This window comes from Rothia kristinae NBRC 15354 (assembly GCF_001570865.1).
Taxonomy (GTDB): Bacteria; Actinomycetota; Actinomycetes; order Actinomycetales; family Micrococcaceae; genus Rothia; species Rothia kristinae.
The window spans coordinates 1-16,463 of record NZ_BCSM01000022.1; the positions used below are offsets into that span (position 1 = coordinate 1).

The window sequence follows — 16,463 nt, forward strand, 5'->3', positions numbered from 1 at the left end:
ATGCACCGACCCGGCGCGCTCGTTCCCGAAAACGCGATTTCCGGGAACGAGAGCGCCGGGTCGGTGAGGAGCCTGCACGAAAGCGCCGGGTCGGTGAAGGCGCGGAGCGGCGCGCAGGCGAAGGCGCAGGGGAGGAAAGCCCTACCCCTCCTGCCGCACCAGGCCCAGCACCCGGTCGCGCACCCGCTCCATGGTCGCGGTGTCCGGGGCCTCCACGTTCAGGCGCAGGAAGGGCTCGGTGTTGGACGGGCGCAGGTTGAACCACCAGCCCTCGGTGCGGTGGGTGAAGGTGGTCCCGTCGGAATCCTCCACCTCCACGTCCTCCCCGGCCAGGGCCGCGCGCACCCGATCCACCGCGGCGGCCTTGTCCTCGATGGTCGAGTTGATCTCCCCGGAGGCCGCGTACGGGCTGTAGGCCGCGGCCAGCTCGGACAGGGGCTTGTCCTGCCCGCCCAGGGCGGCCAGCACGTGCATCGCGGCGAGCATGCCGGTGTCCGCGTTGAAGAAGTCCTTGAAGTAGTAGTGCGCGGAGTGCTCCCCGCCGAACACCCCGTGCTCGGCGGCCATCACGGCCTTGATGAAGGAGTGGCCCACGCGGGTCTTCACCGGGCGCCCGCCCTTGGCCTCCACCAGCTCCGGCACGGCCTTGGAGGTGATCAGGTTGAAGATGATCACCGGCTGCTCGTTCCCGTCGGCCTGCGCGCGGGCGATCTCCCGCTCGGCCACCAGCGCGGCGATCGCGGAGGGGGTCACCGGCTCGCCCTTCTCGTCGATCACGAAGCAGCGGTCCGCGTCCCCGTCGAAGGCCAGGCCGATGTACGCCCCGTGCTCCACGACGGCGGCCTGCAGGTCCCGCAGGTTGGCCGGCTCCAGCGGGTTGGCCGGGTGGTTGGGGAAGGTGCCGTCCAGCTCGAAGTACAGGGGCACGATCTCCAGGGGCAGGGCCTCCAGCTTCGCATCGCCCAGCACGGCCGGGGTGGTCATCCCGCCCATGCCGTTGCCGGCGTCCACCACGACCTTCAGCTTCCGGATCCCGGACAGGTCCACCAGGTCGCGCAGGTACCGGGCGTAGTCGGCCAGGATGTCCCGCTCCTCCACGGTCCCGGTGCGCTCACCGGCGGGGACGCCGTCGTCCAGGTAGCGCTGGGCCAGGTCCCGGATCTCGTACAGCCCGGTCTCGGAGGAGACGGGCACCGCACCGGCCTTGGCCATCTTCATCCCGTTGTACTGCGCCGGGTTGTGGGAGGCGGTGAAGGTGACCCCGGGGGCGTCGAACACGCCGCAGGCGAAGTACAGCTCGTCCGTGGAGATCAGCCCGATCTTCACGACGTCGGCCCCGCGTGCGGTGGCCCCGCGGGCGAAGGCGTCCATGAACTCCGGGGAGCTGGGGCGCATGTCCCCGCCCACCAGCACGGTGGTCCCGGCCAGGTCCTGCACGTCCACGAACGCGGCGGCGGTGGCCTCCACGGTCTCGGCGGTGATGGTCTCGCCCACGATGCCGCGGACATCGTAGGCCTTGAAGGATTCGGAAAGATCAATGCTCACGGCGCCCACTCTAGCCGGTGAGCCCCCGCCCGGCCTGGAGATGCACCGGCGCGGGTGACGCCCGATGCTCCCGCCCGGTGTGGTTTCATGGGGGACCATGGGCCACCTTCATGCCATGCGCAATCCGATCCAGCACTACGCCTGGGGCACCCGGGACACGCTCGCGCAGATGCGGGGCGCCCCCGTGCCCGCCCCGGAGCCGGAGGCCGAGCTGTGGGTCGGCGCGCATCCCAAGTCCCCGTCCGTCCTGGTGCAGGACGGAGTCGAGCGCTCCCTGGCCGAGGCGGTGGAGGCCGAGCCGGATCGGTTCCTGCCCGAGGGTGCGGAGCGCTTCCCCTTCCTGTTCAAGATCCTGGCGATCGCCGCCCCGCTGTCCCTGCAGGTGCACCCCTCCCGGGAGCAGGCCGAGGCCGGCTTCGCCGCGGAGGAGGCCGCCGGGGTCCCGGTGGATGCCCCGCATCGCAATTACAGGGATCGCGGCGCCAAGCCGGAGACCGTCATCGCCGTCTCCCCGGTGCGCATCCTCACCGGCATCCGCCCGGCCGAGCAGCTGCGCGAGATCGCCGAGGCCCTGGATCTGCGGTGGCTGGCGGAGAAGGCGCAGCTGGACGCCGCCGCCCTGATCCGCGCCATCTTCGACGCCGACGACGCCGCCGCGGCCCGGGACCTGCAGGTCACGGTGGCCGCGGCCCGGGACTGGGCGGCCGAGCACCCCTTCGACCCGCACCACACCCCCGCCCACCAGGAGGCCGCCGGGGAGCGGATCACCGCCCTGGCGGACCTGGTGCTGCTGCTGGATGAGGCCTACCCGGGGGACCGGGGCATCCTCGTGGCCACGGCCATGAACCAGCTGTTCCTGGAGCCGGGCCAGTCCGCGCACACCCCCGCCGGGCAGGTGCACGCCTACGTCTCCGGCACGGCCGTGGAGATCATGGAGGCCTCCGACAACGTCATGCGCGCGGGCCTGACGCCCAAGCACGTGGACGTGGAGCAGATGCTCACCGTGCTGGTTCCGGATCAGCCGGCCCCGCCGCTGCGCGGACCCGAGGAGGCGGCCCCGGGCGTGCACCGCTACGCCACCTGGGACCCCGCGCTGAGCGTGACCCGGCTGGATCTGGACGGCCAGGAGCCGCTGAGCTTCCGCTGCGAGGGGCTTTCCGCCCTGCTGTGCACCGACGGCGAGGTCGAGGTGACCGGCCCGGACGGCGTCGTCCACCGGCTGCGCGGCACCGACTCCCTGCTGCACACCGGCACCCCGGATGACCTGGTCCTGACCGGGGCCGGCCGACTGTACTGCGCCAGCCATGTCTGAGCCGCGCCCGGCCGAGCCCGCCCAGGGCTCCACGGCGTCCGCCCAGGATCCGGAGGCAGCCGCCCAGGACCCCGAACGGACCGACTCCGCCCGCCCCATCACGCCGCACCGCAGCGACCTGGCCCCCTGGCAGGACGAGCCGCAGGCGGTGGAGGCGGACCCGGCGGCAACCCCCCGCCCGGGAGCGCCCCTGGGCGCGGTCTCCGTGCTGACCCTGGCCGGGCTCGTCGTGCTCATGGTGGGACTGCAGTACGTCGCGGACGTCTTCGGTCCGGCCTTCCTCGCCTTCTCCCTGGTCATCGCGGTGCGTCCCCTGCGGCTGTGGCTGACGGACCGGAAGGTGCCGGGCTGGATCGCCGGCGCGGGTGTGGCGGTGCTGCTGTACGCCATCCTGTTGGCCATCGTCGGGTCCATGGCCTACTCCGTGATGGCCCTGGTGGAGAAGGCCCCGGACTACGCCGGGAAGTTCCAGACCCTCTACGTGCAGCTGCGGGATCTGCTGACCCAGTGGGGCATCAACGAGACGGACCTCGGCAACTCGGTGCTGGAATACGCCCAGCCCAGCCGCATCATCACCGCCCTGACCACCGTGCTGACCGGGCTGTCCTCGGTCGGCTCGCAGCTGTTCGTGCTCGTCATGGTCGTGGCCTTCCTCATGATCGACTCCACGATCATCCAGGGCCGCCGGGGCCAGCTGCTGGCCGCCCAGCAGGGGCTGGGCCAGGCCTTCGAGGACTTCTCCCGCCGCACCTCCAAGTACTGGATCGTCAACACCGTGTTCGGTGCGATCGTCGCGGCCCTGGACTGGCTGGTGCTGCTGTGGCTGGGGGTGCCCCTGGCTTTCACGTGGGGCGTGTTCGCCTTCGTCACCAACTACATCCCCAACATCGGCTTCGTCATCGGGGTGATCCCCCCGGCGCTGCTGGGCCTGCTCGACGGCGGCCCGGCCACCGCGCTGTGGGTCATCGTCTGGTTCTCCATGATCAACTTCGTCGCCCAGGCGGTGATCCAGCCGAAGATCACCGGCGACGCCGTCGGGCTGAACACCACGGTCACGTTCCTGTCCCTGATGTTCTGGTCCGCCGTCATCGGGCCGCTCGGCGCGATCCTCGCGGTGCCGCTGACCCTGTTCTTCAAGGCCGTGCTCATCGATTCGGATCCGCGCTCGCGGTGGGTGGGCATCGCCTTCGACTCCCGCGGCCGTCCCATCGACCTGCGCGGCACGGCCCGCATGATCAACGACGACGGGCGGATCTCCCTGCGCCGGGCCTACGGCCGGGAGGCCCCGCACCCCACCGAGACCCCATCCACCCGGCAGCACACCGAGGAGCAGCCATGAAGATCATCCTGACCGTCACCGGCCCGGACCGCGTGGGCATCATCGCCGCGGTCGCCACCCGCCTGGCCGCGCTGGAGGTGAACATCCTCAACGTCTCCCAGACCCTCATGGACGGGTACTTCACCATGATCATGCAGGGCTCCTTCGACGACGCCGCCGGCTCCATCGAGGCGATCCAGGAGGACATGGCCGCGGTGCAGGAGCAGACGGGCGTGATCGTGCGCATCCAGTCCGAGGCCATCTTCGACGCGATGCACCAGCTCTAGGGGGCCCGCATGATCGACACCAACGCGAACATCCTCGAGACCATCCAGATGATCGAGGAGGACCGCCTCGACATCCGCACGGTCACGATGGGCATCTCCCTGCTGGACTGCATCGACGGGGATGGGGACACCGCCCGGCGTCGGATCTACGAGAAGATCACCACGCGCGCGGCCCGGCTGGTGCAGGTGTGCCAGGGGATCGAACGGGAGCTGGGCATCCCGATCATCAACAAGCGGGTCGCGGTCACCCCGATCGCGCTGGTGGCCGCCGCCAGCGGGGAGCAGGACCTCACCGAGTACGCCCGCACCCTGGACGCCGCGGCCAAGGCCGTGGGGGTGGACTTCATCGGCGGGTTCTCCGCCCTGGCGGACAAGGGCGCGACGCCGGCGGACCGGGCCCTGATGGCCTCGATCCCCCAGGCCCTGGCCGAGACCGACGTCGTGTGCTCCTCCGTGGACATCGGCTCCTCCCGCGCCGGGATCAACATGAACGCGGTGCGCACCATGGGCGAGGTGATCCGCGAGACCGCGGAGCTGACGGCCGATGCCCACGGCTTCGGGTGCGCCAAGCTGGTGGTCTTCGCCAACGCGGTCTCGGACAACCCGTTCATGGCCGGCGCCTTCCACGGGGTGCAGGAGGCGGACACCGTGGTCTCGGTGGGCGTGTCCGGGCCGGGGGTGGTCAAGCGGGCCCTGGAGAAGGTGCCCGGCGCCCCGCTGGATGTGGCCGCGGAGACCATCAAGAAGGCCGCGTTCAAGATCACCCGGGTGGGGCAGCTGGTCGGGTCCCTGGCCTCCCAGCGCCTGGACACGGAGTTCGGGATCGTGGACCTGTCCCTGGCGCCCACCGCGGAGGTCGGGGATTCGGTGGCCCGGGTCCTGGAGGAGCTGGGCCTGGAGACGGTCGGCACCCACGGGACGACGGCGGCTCTGGCGCTGCTCAACGACGCGATGAAGAAGGGCGGGCTGATGGCCTGCTCCCGGGTGGGCGGGCTGTCCGGGTCCTTCATCCCCGTCTCGGAGGACATCGGGATGATCGAGGCCGCCGCGGCCGGGGCGATCACCTTGGACAAGCTCGAGGCGATGACGGCGATCTGCTCGGTGGGCTTGGACATGGTGGCCGTGCCGGGGCAGACCTCCGCGGCCACGCTGTCCGCGATGATCGCCGATGAGGCTGCGATCGGGGTGATGAACCACAAGACCACCGCGGTGCGCCTGATCCCGGCGATCGGGCTGGGGGTCGGGGAGATGGTGGAGTTCGGCGGCCTGCTGGGCCGGGCCCCGGTGATGCCGGTGCACGAGGCGTCCCCGGAGGTCTTCGTCGCCCGCTCCGGGACCATCCCCTCCCCGGTGCACGGCTTCCGCAACTGAGGCCTTTCGGGGCGGGCCCGGGCCCCGCCGGCTCGGCGCCCGGCCCGCCCGCGGCGTCGGCGCTCCGACGGCCCCCGCGCCGTCAGTGCCGCAGCATCAGGGCCGCGGCCATCGCCTCGAAGGCCAGGCGCGGGTTGGCGTTGGTGGAGATCCGCCGGCGGGTCAGGGCGATGGTGTCCAGCTGCTCCAGCGTCCGCTCGGGGGAGGAGTTCAGCGCGTAGTCGGCCAGCTCCCGCTGCAGGTGCCGGTTGACCAGGGTGGAGCCGGACTCCAGCTGCAGGGTCAGCACGTCCCGGTAGAAGGTGGACAGGTCGATGAGGAAGCGATCCAGGGTGTCCACCTGGATGCGCCGGGAGCGGCGCTTCTGGTCCTCCTCCAGTCGGCGCACCGCCGCCTGGATGTTCGGCGGCAGCCGCCCAGACTCCGGGGCGCCCAGGCTGACCAGCAGCTGCGCCCGCTCGGCTTCGTTGCGCTCCTCGGCATCCGCGGCGGCCTCCGCCTCCGCGGTGGCGATCAGCCGATCCGCCGCGGCCACGGCCGCCCCGATCCCGTCCAGACCCAGCGGCAGGCGCACCACGTCCTCCCGGCGCTGGCGGGCCTGCGGATCCAGGGCCAGACGCCGGGCGATGCCCACGTGCCCCTGGGCCAGGCGGGCCGCCTGCAGCGCGGTGGTCTCCTCGACGCCGTCGCGCCGGCTGAGCAGTCGAGCCACCTCCTCGGGGGCGGGGACCTTCAGGCGCACGGGCCGGCACCGGGAGCGGATGGTCACCAGCACGTCCACCGGGCTGGGCGCGCACAGCAGCCACACGGTGTGCGGCGGCGGCTCCTCGATGGCCTTGAGCAGCACGTTGGAGGTGCGCTCGGGCATCCGGTCCGCGTCCTCCACGATGATGATCCGCCAGCGCCCGACGGCGGGCCGGTCCTGGGCGCGCACCACCAGGTCCCGGGCCTCCTCGATCTTGATCGTGAGGTTCTCGGTGGCGAAGTCCGTGACGTCGGCGTGGGAGCCGGCCATCGTGGTGCGGCAGGAGCGGCACCGCCCGCAGCCGCGCTCGCCCGGATCCTCCTGGTCGCACAGCAGGGCCGCGGCCAGGGCGCGGGCGGCGGTGGAGCGCCCGGAGCCGGGCGGGCCGGTGAACAGCCAGGCGTGGGCCGGGGCGCTCTGGGCGGCCGCCCGACGCAGCTGGGCCACGGCCGCCTCCTGGCCCACCAGCTGATCCCAGACGCTCACGCCCGAGCCTCCGGCGCAGCGGTACCGGTGAGCAGCGCACCCAGGTACGGCAGGTGCTCGCCGATCACGGCGTCGATGCGCGCGGCCACCTCGGCCACCTCGCCCCGCCCGTCCACGGCCTGACGGTTCCCGCCGCGGGCGGCCAGGGCCCGGAAAGCGTCCGCGGTGCGGGCGCGGAAGGCGTCCGGTTCGGCCTCCAGCCGGTCCGGGGCCGCACCGCGGGCGGCCAGGCGGGCCCGGGCGTCGTCGTCGGGCACCTGGAGGAACAGGGTCATATCCGGCAGCAGCTCGCGGGTGGCCCAGCGGGACAGGTCCGCGATCGTCTGCTCGCCGAGGCCGCGTCCGGCGCCCTGGTAGGCCGCGGAGGAGTCCAGGTAGCGGTCGCAGATCACCACGGCCCCGCGGGCCAGGGCCGGGCGGATGGTCTGCTGTGCGTGGGCGGCGCGGGCCGCGGCGTAGAGCAGGGCCTCCGCGCGGGCGTCCATCTCGCCGTGGTCGGGGTCCAGGAGCAGCTTGCGGACGCGCTCGCCGAGGGGGGTGCCGCCGGGTTCGCGGGTCAGCACGACGTCGGCCCCGGCGGCCTCCAGGCGCTGGGCCAGCAGCCGGGCCTGGGTGGACTTGCCGCCGCCGTCCCCGCCCTCCAGGGCCAGGAACGTCCCGGGCAGGGCCTGGTCGGCGGTGCCCGGGGCCTCAGGGTGGTAGCTCAGCGCGTCAGTCACCTGCCCAGGGTATCCGAACCCCGCCCCGCGGCCGCGGGGCGGCTGGGGACAGCCCGTGCGGCGGGGGTCTCGGCTAGGCTGTGGCACATGTTCGTGCTGCGCATCGTGATGGCCCTGGAATTCGGCATCAACCTCGCCCTGGCCCTGCTGCTGGTCGTGCTGGCGATCTACGCCTTCGTCACCGCGGTCTCCGCCCAGCCCAGCGCCTTCGAGGTCATGGGCAAGCGGACCAAGGGCTTCTGGCTGGCGCTGACCGGCGGCAGCCTGCTGGTCGCGCTGCTCTCGGCGTGGACCTCCTTCGGCGGCGGCAGCTCCTCCCTGTTCCTGCAGCTGGTAGCGGCCGTGATCGTCGGGGTGTACCTGGCGGATGTGAAGCCGGAGGTGGCCCCGCGGCGTCGGCGCTGAGAGCCGCGTCCCCACCCGGTGCGAGGCGGCGCACCCCGTGCCGGTCCTTCCCTGACCCCGCCGTCGGTGCGAGAATGGGGGCATGGCTGAGACATACAAGCTCGTGCTGCTGCGGCACGGACAGAGCGAATGGAACAAGGAGAACCTGTTCACGGGATGGGTGGATGTCCCCCTGTCCGAGCAGGGACGCGCGGAGGCGAAGAAGGGCGGCGCGCTGCTGAAGGAGCGCGACATCCTGCCCGAGGTCGTGCACACCTCGCTGCTGCGCCGGGCGATGAACACCGCGAACATCGCCCTGGATGAGGCGGACCGCCTGTGGATCCCCGTCAAGCGCAGCTGGCGCCTGAACGAGCGGCACTACGGCGCGCTGCAGGGCAAGAACAAGTCCGAGATCCGCGAGAAGTACGGCGAGGACCAGTTCATGCAGTGGCGCCGCTCCTACGACGTGCCGCCGCCGGCCATCGAGGACGACGACGAGTTCTCCCAGGCCCATGACCCCCGCTACGCGGACGTGGCCGACGCCCCCCGCACCGAGTGCCTCAAGGACGTGCTCGAGCGGATGTTGCCGTACTGGAAGGACGGCATCGTCCCGGACCTGAAGACCGGCAAGACCGTGCTGGTCGCCGCGCACGGGAACTCCCTGCGCGCGCTGGTCAAGCACCTGGACGGCATCTCGGATGAGGACATCTCCGGGCTGAACATCCCGACCGGCATCCCGCTGTACTACGAGCTGGACGAGGACCTGAAGCCCGTCAAGCCCGGCGAGTACCTGGATCCCAACGCCGAGGAGGCCATCAAGGCCGTGGCGAACCAGGGCAAGTAGCCCGTCCGCCGCACCCGGCGCCCACGGGGGAAGGGGCCCGCACCGAGTCGCTCGGTGCGGGCCCCTTCCTCCGTCTCTGCGGGGATGCTCGGTGCCCGGCCCCATCCTGAGCCGGGTCGTGCCTCCGGCCGATCGGCCGGCCGGGCTCAGGGGGCGGAGGGCAGGTCCCGCCCGGCGTCCCACTCCCCGGTGACCAGGTAGGCCACCTTCCGGGCCACCGCGACGCCGTGGTCCCCGAAGCGCTCCAGGTACCGGGAGACCAGGGCGATGTCCACGGTCGTCTCCGGGGACCAGCCGCCCTCGGCCACCGACCCGAACACGGAGGCGTGCAGCTCGTTCAGCCGGGCCTTCGCGGTGTGGATCGCGTCGGCGTCGGCCAGGTCCTGGCTCGTGAGCAGCCGGGTCACCGCCTCCACGATGCGCAGGTCCAGGTCCGCCATCTCCCGGAAGGTCCCCAGCAGGGGCTCCGGGATGACGGACTCGGGGTAGCGCAGCCGCGCGGTCTGGGACAGGTGCCGGGCCAGATCCCCCATGCGCTCCAGGGACGCGCTCATCCGCAGGGCCGCGACGATGCGGCGCAGATCCGAGGCCACCGGGGCCTGCAGGGCCAGCAGGTCGATCGCGCGCTCATCCAGCTGGGTCTGGCGCAGGTCGATCCGGGCATCATCGGAGATGACCTCCTCGGCCAGCTCGACGTCGGCCTCGAACAGGGATTCGGAGGCCCGGATCAGTGCGGCGCGCACCAGATCGGAGATCTCCACGAGGTCCTCGCCGATCTGCTGGAGCTCGGCCTGGAAGACGGTGCGCACGGTGCTCGGTCCTTTCCTGCGCCCGGGCTCTCGGTCTGCGGGGCGCTCATGGTGGGTGGGGCCGCCCCGCGGGTGCCCGACGCCGCGATGGTGCGGCGAGGGACGCGGCGGGGCGCATCGGTCTCCCATGGTGCCGGGCCGGGATGAACGGGCGGGGCGCGCGGGGATGAACGGCAGGTGAACCTCCGGTGCCGGGCGTCGTCGGAGGCCGATGGGCGCAGGCGCCCCGCTAAGCTGGTGCCCGTGAGTCCCGTAGCCATCGCCGTGCTGTGCGGTCTGATCGGCGCTGGGCTGGGCCTGCTCAGCCACGTCGCCATGCGTCGCAGCGACCGCCAGCGCTCGGATTGGGCCCTGGTGGAGGAGCCGGTCATCAGCGACGGCGCCGCGCAGGTGCTGGCCGTCGTGGGCCGGGCCTACGTGGTGGTGGACGCGGTGGACGGCGTCGTGCGCGCCTCGCAGGCCTCCTACGCCTACGGCCTGGTGCGCGGGCACGAGATCGTGCAGGAGGAGCTGGTGGAGCTGATCCGCCAGGTCCGGCGCAGCGGCGTCATCGTGGAGCGCACCGTGGAGATCTCCCGCGGCGCCTCGGGCCGCTCGGTGCTCATCCTCAACGTGCGCATCGCGCCGGTGGCCGATGAGTACATCCTGCTGCTGGCCGATGACCGCACGGAGATCACCCGGGCCCAGGCGATCCGCACGGACTTCGTCGCCAACGTCTCCCACGAGCTGAAGACGCCGGTGGGCGCGGTGCGTCTGCTCGCCGAGGCCATCGACTCCGCGGCCGGGGACGAGGAGGCCGTGCGCCACTTCACCCGCCGCCTGCACAAGGAGTCCGAGCGGCTCACGGCCCTGGTGCACGACGTCATCGAGCTCTCCCGCCTGCAGGGCACGGACGTGGTCCAGGAGGGCCGGGTGGTGGATGTGAACCGGACGGTGCGCGAGGCCGTGGACCGCAACCGGCTGCCGGCCGAGGCCAAGTCCATCTCCCTGCGCATCGGCGGCACGGCGCCGCGCCCGGTGCACGGGGACCCGGAGATGCTCATGACGGCGCTGCGCAACCTCATCGACAACGCGATCCGCTACTCCCCGGAGAACACCCGGATCGGGGTGGGGATCCGCTCCAAGGACGGCACGGTGCGCATCTCGGTCAAGGATCAGGGCCCGGGCATCCCCGAGGCGGAGCAGGATCGGATCTTCGAGCGGTTCTACCGGGTCGACGCCGCCCGCTCCCGGCAGACCGGCGGGACGGGCCTGGGACTGTCGATCGTCAAGCACGTGACGGCCCAGCACGGCGGGGAGATCAGCGTCTGGTCCACCCCCGGGCAGGGCTCCACGTTCACCATGAGCCTGCCGGAGGTGGATGAGCAGGCCCAGCGCGAGCTGGCCGAGGGCGACGGCATCCCCGCGGGTTCCCCGGCCCCGCCGGTGGAGGTGCTCACCGCCCCGGCCACCCCGGGGCGCGTGCCCGCGCCGGCCGAGACCGCAGCACGCACAGCACACGCACACGAGGTCGGTCCCGGCAGGCTCCGGGACCGGAAGGAGGAGACCGGAGCATGACGAGGATCTTGGTGGTGGAGGATGAGCAGGCCCTGAGCGAGCCGCTGGCCTTCCTGCTGGGCAGGGAGGGCTTCGAGGTGACGGTCAGCGAGGACGGCCTGGACGCCGTCGAGCGCTTCGAGCGCTCCGGGGCGGATCTGGTGCTGCTGGATCTGATGCTGCCCGGGCAGTCGGGCACCGAGGTGTGCCGCCAGCTGCGTCAGCGCTCCTCCGTGCCGATCATCATGCTCACGGCCAAGGACGCGGAGATCGACAAGGTGCTGGGTCTGGAGCTCGGCGCGGATGACTACGTGACGAAGCCGTACTCCTCCCGGGAGCTGCTGGCCCGGATCCGGGCGGTGCTGCGTCGCCGCACGGATCGGGAGGATCCGGTGGACGCGGTGGTGCAGGGTGGGCCGGTGCGCCTGGACCCGGACCGGCACGTGGTCAGCGTGCAGGGGGAGGCGGTGTCGATGCCGCTGAAGGAGTTCGAGCTGCTGGAGCTGCTGCTGCGCAACGCCGGGCGGGTGCTGACCCGCGGGCAGCTGATCGAGCGGGTCTGGGGCAGCGACTACGTCGGGGACACCAAGACCCTGGATGTGCACATCAAGCGGCTGCGCTCCAAGATCGAGCCGGACCCCTCCCACCCCCGCCACCTCGTCACGGTCCGGGGTCTGGGCTACAAGTTCGAGGACTGAGGCCGGGCCGGGCGAAGGCCGCCGATCACGACGACGGCACCGCCTCCTGCTCTGGGCAGGCGGCGGGGCCGTTCTCGCGTGCGGGTGACGGGGGAGGGGCGCTCGGCCCCGGGGTCATCAGTGCCCGTGGCCCTCGGTGGGCTTGGCCGGCGGGGTGTAGTCGGAGCCGCCGGGGATGTACTGGCGGTACTCGTCCAGCGCGCCGTTGAGCACGGGGACGTCGGTGGTGGTGGACTGCCCGCCCACGGAGATCTTCGTGCCCTCCAGCATCTTGCCCGGCAGCACCCCGGCCGGGTCCACGAGGGTCTCGTCGTCTTCGAGGTGGACCTCGGAGTTGGCGGGCACCTCGATGCGGGCGGTGGCCTTGCCGGTGTCCACGGTGACGGTCGCCGCCCGGTCCGCGCCGTTGAGCACGGTGCCGAGCAGGCGGCCCTCGGAGTCGGCGTCGTTGGCGACGACCATGATGTTGCGCACCCGGATGTCCCCGACGTTGGCACTCACACCGTCGGAGGCGTCGTAGTGGAAGGTCGTGGGCTGCTGGTGGATGTAGCCGCAGCCGGCGGTGGCCGTGAGCACGGCCGCGGCCAGCGCCGCGGTCGCTCCGATGCGGCGGGCGCCTGAGCGGGGTGCGAACGTCACGTAGGACTCCTCGAGATGTGGTGATGCGGTGCGCCGTGTCCGTCTCGCGCCCGGGTGGGCGCGGTCCGGGGCAGGGCCTGTGCGGCCCCAGTCTAGCCCCTTGTGGCGACGATGCGTCAGCATGACACCCGCGGTGGGTATGGCCGCGTCGTGCCGCCCGGGTGCCTTCCGGTGCACCCGGGTTGCGGCCCGACCGGTCGGGATCGGTGAGCAAGCCCACGCGCGTGCTAGGATAGGCGGGCTGAAAGGGGTAGACCATATGCTTTTTGAGGTCGGCGAGACCGTCGTGTATCCGCATCACGGAGCGGCCACGATCGAGGAGATCAAGACCCGCGTGATCAAGGGCGAGGAGAAGACCTATCTGAAGCTCCAGGTGGCCCAGGGGGATCTGACGATCGAGGTCCCCGCGGACAACGTGGACATGGTCGGGGTGCGCGACGTCGTCGACGAGGAGGGCCTGGCCGAGGTCATCTCCGTGCTGCAGGCCTCCGATGTCGAGGAGGCCGCCAACTGGTCCCGGCGCTTCAAGGCCAACACGGAGAAGCTGGCCTCCGGCGACGTGCTGAAGGTCGCCGAGGTGGTGCGCGATCTGTGGCGTCGCGAGCAGGTCAAGGGCCTGTCGGCCGGGGAGAAGCGGATGCTGTCCAAGGCCCGCCAGATCCTCTCCTCGGAGGTGGCCCTGGCGCGGGACATCGACGAGGACGCCGCGGAGGCGGAGCTGGATCAGATCCTGGCCGAGGGCACCGAGGCCGCCCAGGAGGCCGAGCCGGCGAAGAAGTGACTTCCGCGGCCCCGCCGCGGAGCCGACGACGGGCGCGTCCCCCTTCCCGCGCGGAGGGGGCGCGCCCGTCGTCGTGCGCGGGTGAACCGGTGTGACCGCACGGCGCTGCCGCGCGGGGGCGCATCGGTAGACTGGGCCGGGTGAGTCTGCGTTTCTACAGCACCGATACCGCCGCCATCCGCGATTTCCAGCCCGTGCATCCGGGTGAGGCCCGGCTGTACTACTGCGGCGCGACCGTCCAGGGCGCCCCGCACATCGGCCACGTCCGCTCCGCCCTGGTCTTCGACCTGCTGCGGCGCTGGCTTCAGCACCGCGGGTACCGGGTGACCACGGTGCGCAACGTGACGGACATCGACGACAAGATCCTCGCCAACGCCGAGGCCTCCCGTGCCCCGGGCTACGCGGGGGAGCACCCGGATGAGCCGTGGTGGGCGCTGGCCTACCGCTTCGAGAAGGTCTTCGCCGACGCCTACGCGGCCCTGGGCATCGACCCGCCCACCTACGAGCCGCGGGCCACCGGGCACATCCCGGAGATGCACGCGCTGATCGCCCGGCTGATCGAGCGCGGCCACGCCTACCCCGCCCTGGATGACTCCGGTGACGTCTACTTCGACGTGCGCTCCTGGCCGGATTACGGCAGCCTCACCCGCCAGCGGGTCGAGGACATGCAGGACGCCCCGGACGCGGATCCGCGCGGCAAGCGCGACCCCCGGGACTTCGCCCTGTGGAAGGGACACAAGGAGGGCGAGCCGCTGACGGCCTCCTGGGATTCCCCGTGGGGCCGAGGCCGGCCGGGCTGGCACCTGGAGTGCTCGGCGATGGCCGGGAAGTATCTGGGCGAGCGCTTCGACATCCACGGCGGCGGGCTGGACCTGCGCTTCCCGCACCACGAGAACGAGCTGGCCCAGTCCACCGCGGCCGGATACGGCTTCGCGAACTTCTGGCTGCACAACGGGCTGGTGACCTACGAGGGCGAGAAGATGTCCAAGTCCATCGGCAACACGGTCTCTCCGGCGGATATGCTCGCCGCGGCCCGACCCCTGGCGGTGCGCTACTACCTGGGTCAGGCCCATTACCGCTCCGTGCTGGACTACCGGCCGACCTCCCTGGAGGAGGCGGGCACCGCCGTCGAGCGGGTGGAGGCCTTCCTCGTCGCGGCGGGGGTCCCGGAGGCCGGCGAGGTCCCGGAGGCCTTCGGCGAGGCGATGGACGATGACCTCAACGTCCCGCAGGCCCTGGCCGTGCTGCACGAGACCGTGCGCGCGGGCAACGCCGCTCGGGCCGAGGGACGCACGCAGGATGCCGCGGCCCGCGCCCGCGAGGTGCGGGCGATGACCGACGTGCTCGGGCTGAGCCCGCTGATGAGCTTCGCCGGCTCGGCAGGCTCCGACGGGGACGCCGAGCACCGTGCCCTGGATGCCCTGGTCCGCTCGCTGGTGGATCAGCGCGCGCAGGCCCGGGCTCAGCGGGAGTGGGCGCGCGCCGATGAGCTGCGGGACCAGCTGGCCGCGGCCGGGGTCCGGGTGGAGGACGGCCCCGAGGGCTCGACCTGGAGCGTGTGAGGCTCCGGGCGGGAGCACACGCAGGACACGACGACGCGATGGGCCGGGTGGCCCTCGCCCATGCAGGACACGAAGACGCGGAGGACACCAGAAGATGGCTGAGAGCAGACGACCCGGAGCGATCCGGAAGGGCAAGAAGGGTCCGCTGAAGGGCACGGGCGGGCACGGCCGCAAGGCCCTGGAAGGCAAGGGCCCTACGCCCAAGGCGGAGGACCGGCCCTATCACAAGGCGCACAAGATGAAGCGGGCCGCGGCCAACCGCCAGGCCACCAACACCGCCCGGCGCACCTCCCAGCGGCTGGGCGGCAAGCGCACGAGCGAGGAGCTGGTGACCGGGCGCAACGCGGTCCTGGAGTCGCTGCGCGCGGGGATCCCCGCCAAGCACCTGTACGTCATGGCCAACATCGAGGCCGATGAGCGGGTCAAGGAGATCGTCGCGACCGTGACCAAGCTGGACGTGCCGGCCCTGGAGATCACCCGCAGCGAGATCGAGCGGCTCACCGAGGGCGCGGTGCATCAGGGGGTCGCCCTGCAGATCCCGCAGTACAAGTACCCCGACGCCGGGGATCTGACCCGGGCCGTCATGGCGGATTGGCAGGAGGGGCGTCTGCAGCGTCCCCCGCTGTTCGTGGCCCTGGACGGGATCACGGATCCGCGCAACCTGGGGGCGGTGATCCGCAGCGTGTCGGCCTTCGCCGGGCAGGCGGTCATCGTCCCGGAGCGCCGGGCCGCGGGTGTCACGGCCTCGGCCTGGAAGACCAGCGCCGGTGCGGCGTCGCGGATCCCGGTGGCGAAGGCGACCAACCTGACGCGGGTCATCCAGGACCTGAAGACCCAGGGCGTGTTCGTGGTCGGGCTGGACGGGGACGGCGAGGTCTCCCTGCCCGAGCTGGAGCTGGCCACGGAGCCGCTGTGCATCGTCGCCGGCTCCGAGGGCAAGGGCCTGTCGCGGCTGGTCGCGGAGAACTGCGATCAGATCGTCTCCATCCCGATCGACAGCGCGATGGAGTCCCTGAACGCCTCGATGGCGGTGGGCATCACCCTGTACGAGGTGGCCCGACGTCGGGCGGCCGCGGCCTGAGCGCAGGCGGGTGGCCGGGGGCCGCGGGAAGTGCGATGCACGTCATGCTCCTCCGGCTTGCCGGCCTCCGGTGGCCTGTGTACTGTTGACCGAGTCGCCGAGAGGCCCGGAAGGGTCCGCGGCGGCGCGGCCCACGTGGACCGCGGCACCGGCTTGCACCGGATGATCCGATGGTCTAGAGTGGAGATCCGCTGCTTCGCCCGACCACGATGTGGGAGGAAGGGGAGCAGCAGGTGAACACGGCGGAAACGCCGGGTTGACCGCCCGGGAAGACTGGACTACAGTTGATCCGGCGGCCGCGGGAGCGGGCTTCCGAAGATTCGGGAGTTGCGTTGCCGAGACAGGC

Annotated in this window: 16 protein-coding genes; 11 read left to right on the forward strand and 5 right to left on the reverse strand. The window is 72.0% G+C overall.

Translation table 11 applies throughout. The features are described from left to right. Positions 1-141: 141 nt before the first annotated feature. Entirely contained in the window at positions 142-1,545 is a 1,404-nt protein-coding gene (locus KKR01S_RS10000) for a phosphomannomutase/phosphoglucomutase (RefSeq protein WP_061225915.1), read from the reverse strand. Between the two features lie 115 nt (positions 1,546-1,660). Here KKR01S_RS10000 and manA point away from each other — a divergent pair, with 115 nt between their 5' ends. From manA to KKR01S_RS10020, 4 genes are read left to right on the forward strand one after another with little or no spacing between them, the layout of a single operon-like run. Beyond that, positions 1,661-2,857, forward strand: a complete 1,197-nt coding sequence (gene manA / locus KKR01S_RS10005; RefSeq protein ID WP_061225916.1) for a mannose-6-phosphate isomerase, class I — start codon at positions 1,661-1,663, stop codon at positions 2,855-2,857. Then, positions 2,850-4,196 (forward strand): AI-2E family transporter, encoded by a 1,347-nt coding sequence (locus KKR01S_RS10010; RefSeq protein ID WP_061225917.1) that lies wholly within the window; start codon positions 2,850-2,852, stop codon positions 4,194-4,196. The genes manA and KKR01S_RS10010 overlap by 8 nt, the downstream gene beginning before the upstream one ends. After that, positions 4,193-4,462, forward strand: a complete 270-nt coding sequence (locus tag KKR01S_RS10015; RefSeq protein WP_061225918.1) for an ACT domain-containing protein — start codon at positions 4,193-4,195, stop codon at positions 4,460-4,462. The genes KKR01S_RS10010 and KKR01S_RS10015 overlap by 4 nt, the downstream gene beginning before the upstream one ends. A 9-nt stretch (positions 4,463-4,471) precedes the next feature. Next, complete coding sequence (locus KKR01S_RS10020) at positions 4,472-5,833, forward strand: PFL family protein (RefSeq protein WP_081101703.1); 1,362 nt, start codon at positions 4,472-4,474, stop codon at positions 5,831-5,833. A gap of 82 nt (positions 5,834-5,915) precedes the next feature. On the opposite strand, the gene KKR01S_RS10025 is transcribed toward KKR01S_RS10020, so the two are convergent. Then, positions 5,916-7,064, reverse strand: coding sequence for a DNA polymerase III subunit delta' (locus tag KKR01S_RS10025; RefSeq protein WP_061225919.1), 1,149 nt, complete (start codon positions 7,062-7,064; stop codon positions 5,916-5,918). Then, positions 7,061-7,783 (reverse strand): dTMP kinase, encoded by a 723-nt coding sequence (gene tmk / locus KKR01S_RS10030; RefSeq protein ID WP_081101704.1) that lies wholly within the window; start codon positions 7,781-7,783, stop codon positions 7,061-7,063. The genes KKR01S_RS10025 and tmk overlap by 4 nt, the downstream gene beginning before the upstream one ends. Before the next feature lie 87 nt (positions 7,784-7,870). Between tmk and KKR01S_RS10035 the strand changes: the two genes are divergently transcribed. Next, on the forward strand, positions 7,871-8,188 hold the full coding sequence (locus KKR01S_RS10035) for a DUF2516 family protein (protein WP_099049771.1): 318 nt from the start codon (positions 7,871-7,873) through the stop codon (positions 8,186-8,188). 82 nt (positions 8,189-8,270) lie between these two features. Further along, complete coding sequence (locus KKR01S_RS10040) at positions 8,271-9,011, forward strand: phosphoglyceromutase (protein ID WP_061225920.1); 741 nt, start codon at positions 8,271-8,273, stop codon at positions 9,009-9,011. Between the two features lie 146 nt (positions 9,012-9,157). Here the strand turns inward: KKR01S_RS10040 and phoU are convergent, their stop codons facing one another. Next, positions 9,158-9,820 (reverse strand): phosphate signaling complex protein PhoU, encoded by a 663-nt coding sequence (gene phoU, locus KKR01S_RS10045; protein WP_058730284.1) that lies wholly within the window; start codon positions 9,818-9,820, stop codon positions 9,158-9,160. A 243-nt stretch (positions 9,821-10,063) separates the two neighbouring features. Here phoU and KKR01S_RS10050 point away from each other — a divergent pair, with 243 nt between their 5' ends. Both KKR01S_RS10050 and KKR01S_RS10055 read left to right on the forward strand, forming a co-directional pair. Then, positions 10,064-11,377, forward strand: coding sequence for a sensor histidine kinase (locus KKR01S_RS10050; RefSeq protein ID WP_081046161.1), 1,314 nt, complete (start codon positions 10,064-10,066; stop codon positions 11,375-11,377). After that, positions 11,374-12,054, forward strand: coding sequence for a winged helix-turn-helix domain-containing protein (locus tag KKR01S_RS10055; RefSeq protein ID WP_058730285.1), 681 nt, complete (start codon positions 11,374-11,376; stop codon positions 12,052-12,054). Before KKR01S_RS10050 ends, KKR01S_RS10055 begins: the two co-directional genes overlap by 4 nt. A gap of 117 nt (positions 12,055-12,171) precedes the next feature. Here KKR01S_RS10055 and KKR01S_RS10060 read toward each other — a convergent pair whose 3' ends face one another. After that, positions 12,172-12,693, reverse strand: a complete 522-nt coding sequence (locus KKR01S_RS10060; protein WP_058730286.1) for a hypothetical protein — start codon at positions 12,691-12,693, stop codon at positions 12,172-12,174. A 259-nt stretch (positions 12,694-12,952) separates the two neighbouring features. Here KKR01S_RS10060 and KKR01S_RS10065 point away from each other — a divergent pair, with 259 nt between their 5' ends. From KKR01S_RS10065 to rlmB, 3 genes are all read left to right on the forward strand, one after another. Continuing rightward, positions 12,953-13,474, forward strand: coding sequence for a CarD family transcriptional regulator (locus KKR01S_RS10065; protein WP_061225921.1), 522 nt, complete (start codon positions 12,953-12,955; stop codon positions 13,472-13,474). Positions 13,475-13,614: 140 nt separating this feature from the next. Then, a complete protein-coding gene (cysS, locus tag KKR01S_RS10070) occupies positions 13,615-15,036 on the forward strand; it encodes a cysteine--tRNA ligase (protein ID WP_058730288.1) in 1,422 nt (473 codons plus the stop codon). Positions 15,037-15,130: 94 nt separating this feature from the next. Then, positions 15,131-16,117, forward strand: a complete 987-nt coding sequence (gene rlmB, locus KKR01S_RS10075; RefSeq protein ID WP_058730289.1) for a 23S rRNA (guanosine(2251)-2'-O)-methyltransferase RlmB — start codon at positions 15,131-15,133, stop codon at positions 16,115-16,117. The last annotated feature ends 346 nt before the right edge of the window (positions 16,118-16,463 follow it).

Coding starts and splice junctions, on each gene's coding strand:
- rlmB (WP_058730289.1), top strand. CDS start 15,131: ATGGCTGAGAGCAGACGACCCGGAGCGATCCGGAAGGGCAAGAAGGGT.
- KKR01S_RS10035 (WP_099049771.1), top strand. CDS start 7,871: ATGTTCGTGCTGCGCATCGTGATGGCCCTGGAATTCGGCATCAACCTC.
- KKR01S_RS10015 (WP_061225918.1), top strand. CDS start 4,193: ATGAAGATCATCCTGACCGTCACCGGCCCGGACCGCGTGGGCATCATC.
- KKR01S_RS10020 (WP_081101703.1), top strand. CDS start 4,472: ATGATCGACACCAACGCGAACATCCTCGAGACCATCCAGATGATCGAG.
- KKR01S_RS10055 (WP_058730285.1), top strand. CDS start 11,374: ATGACGAGGATCTTGGTGGTGGAGGATGAGCAGGCCCTGAGCGAGCCG.
- manA (WP_061225916.1), top strand. CDS start 1,661: ATGCGCAATCCGATCCAGCACTACGCCTGGGGCACCCGGGACACGCTC.
- KKR01S_RS10010 (WP_061225917.1), top strand. CDS start 2,850: ATGTCTGAGCCGCGCCCGGCCGAGCCCGCCCAGGGCTCCACGGCGTCC.
- KKR01S_RS10065 (WP_061225921.1), top strand. CDS start 12,953: ATGCTTTTTGAGGTCGGCGAGACCGTCGTGTATCCGCATCACGGAGCG.
- KKR01S_RS10040 (WP_061225920.1), top strand. CDS start 8,271: ATGGCTGAGACATACAAGCTCGTGCTGCTGCGGCACGGACAGAGCGAA.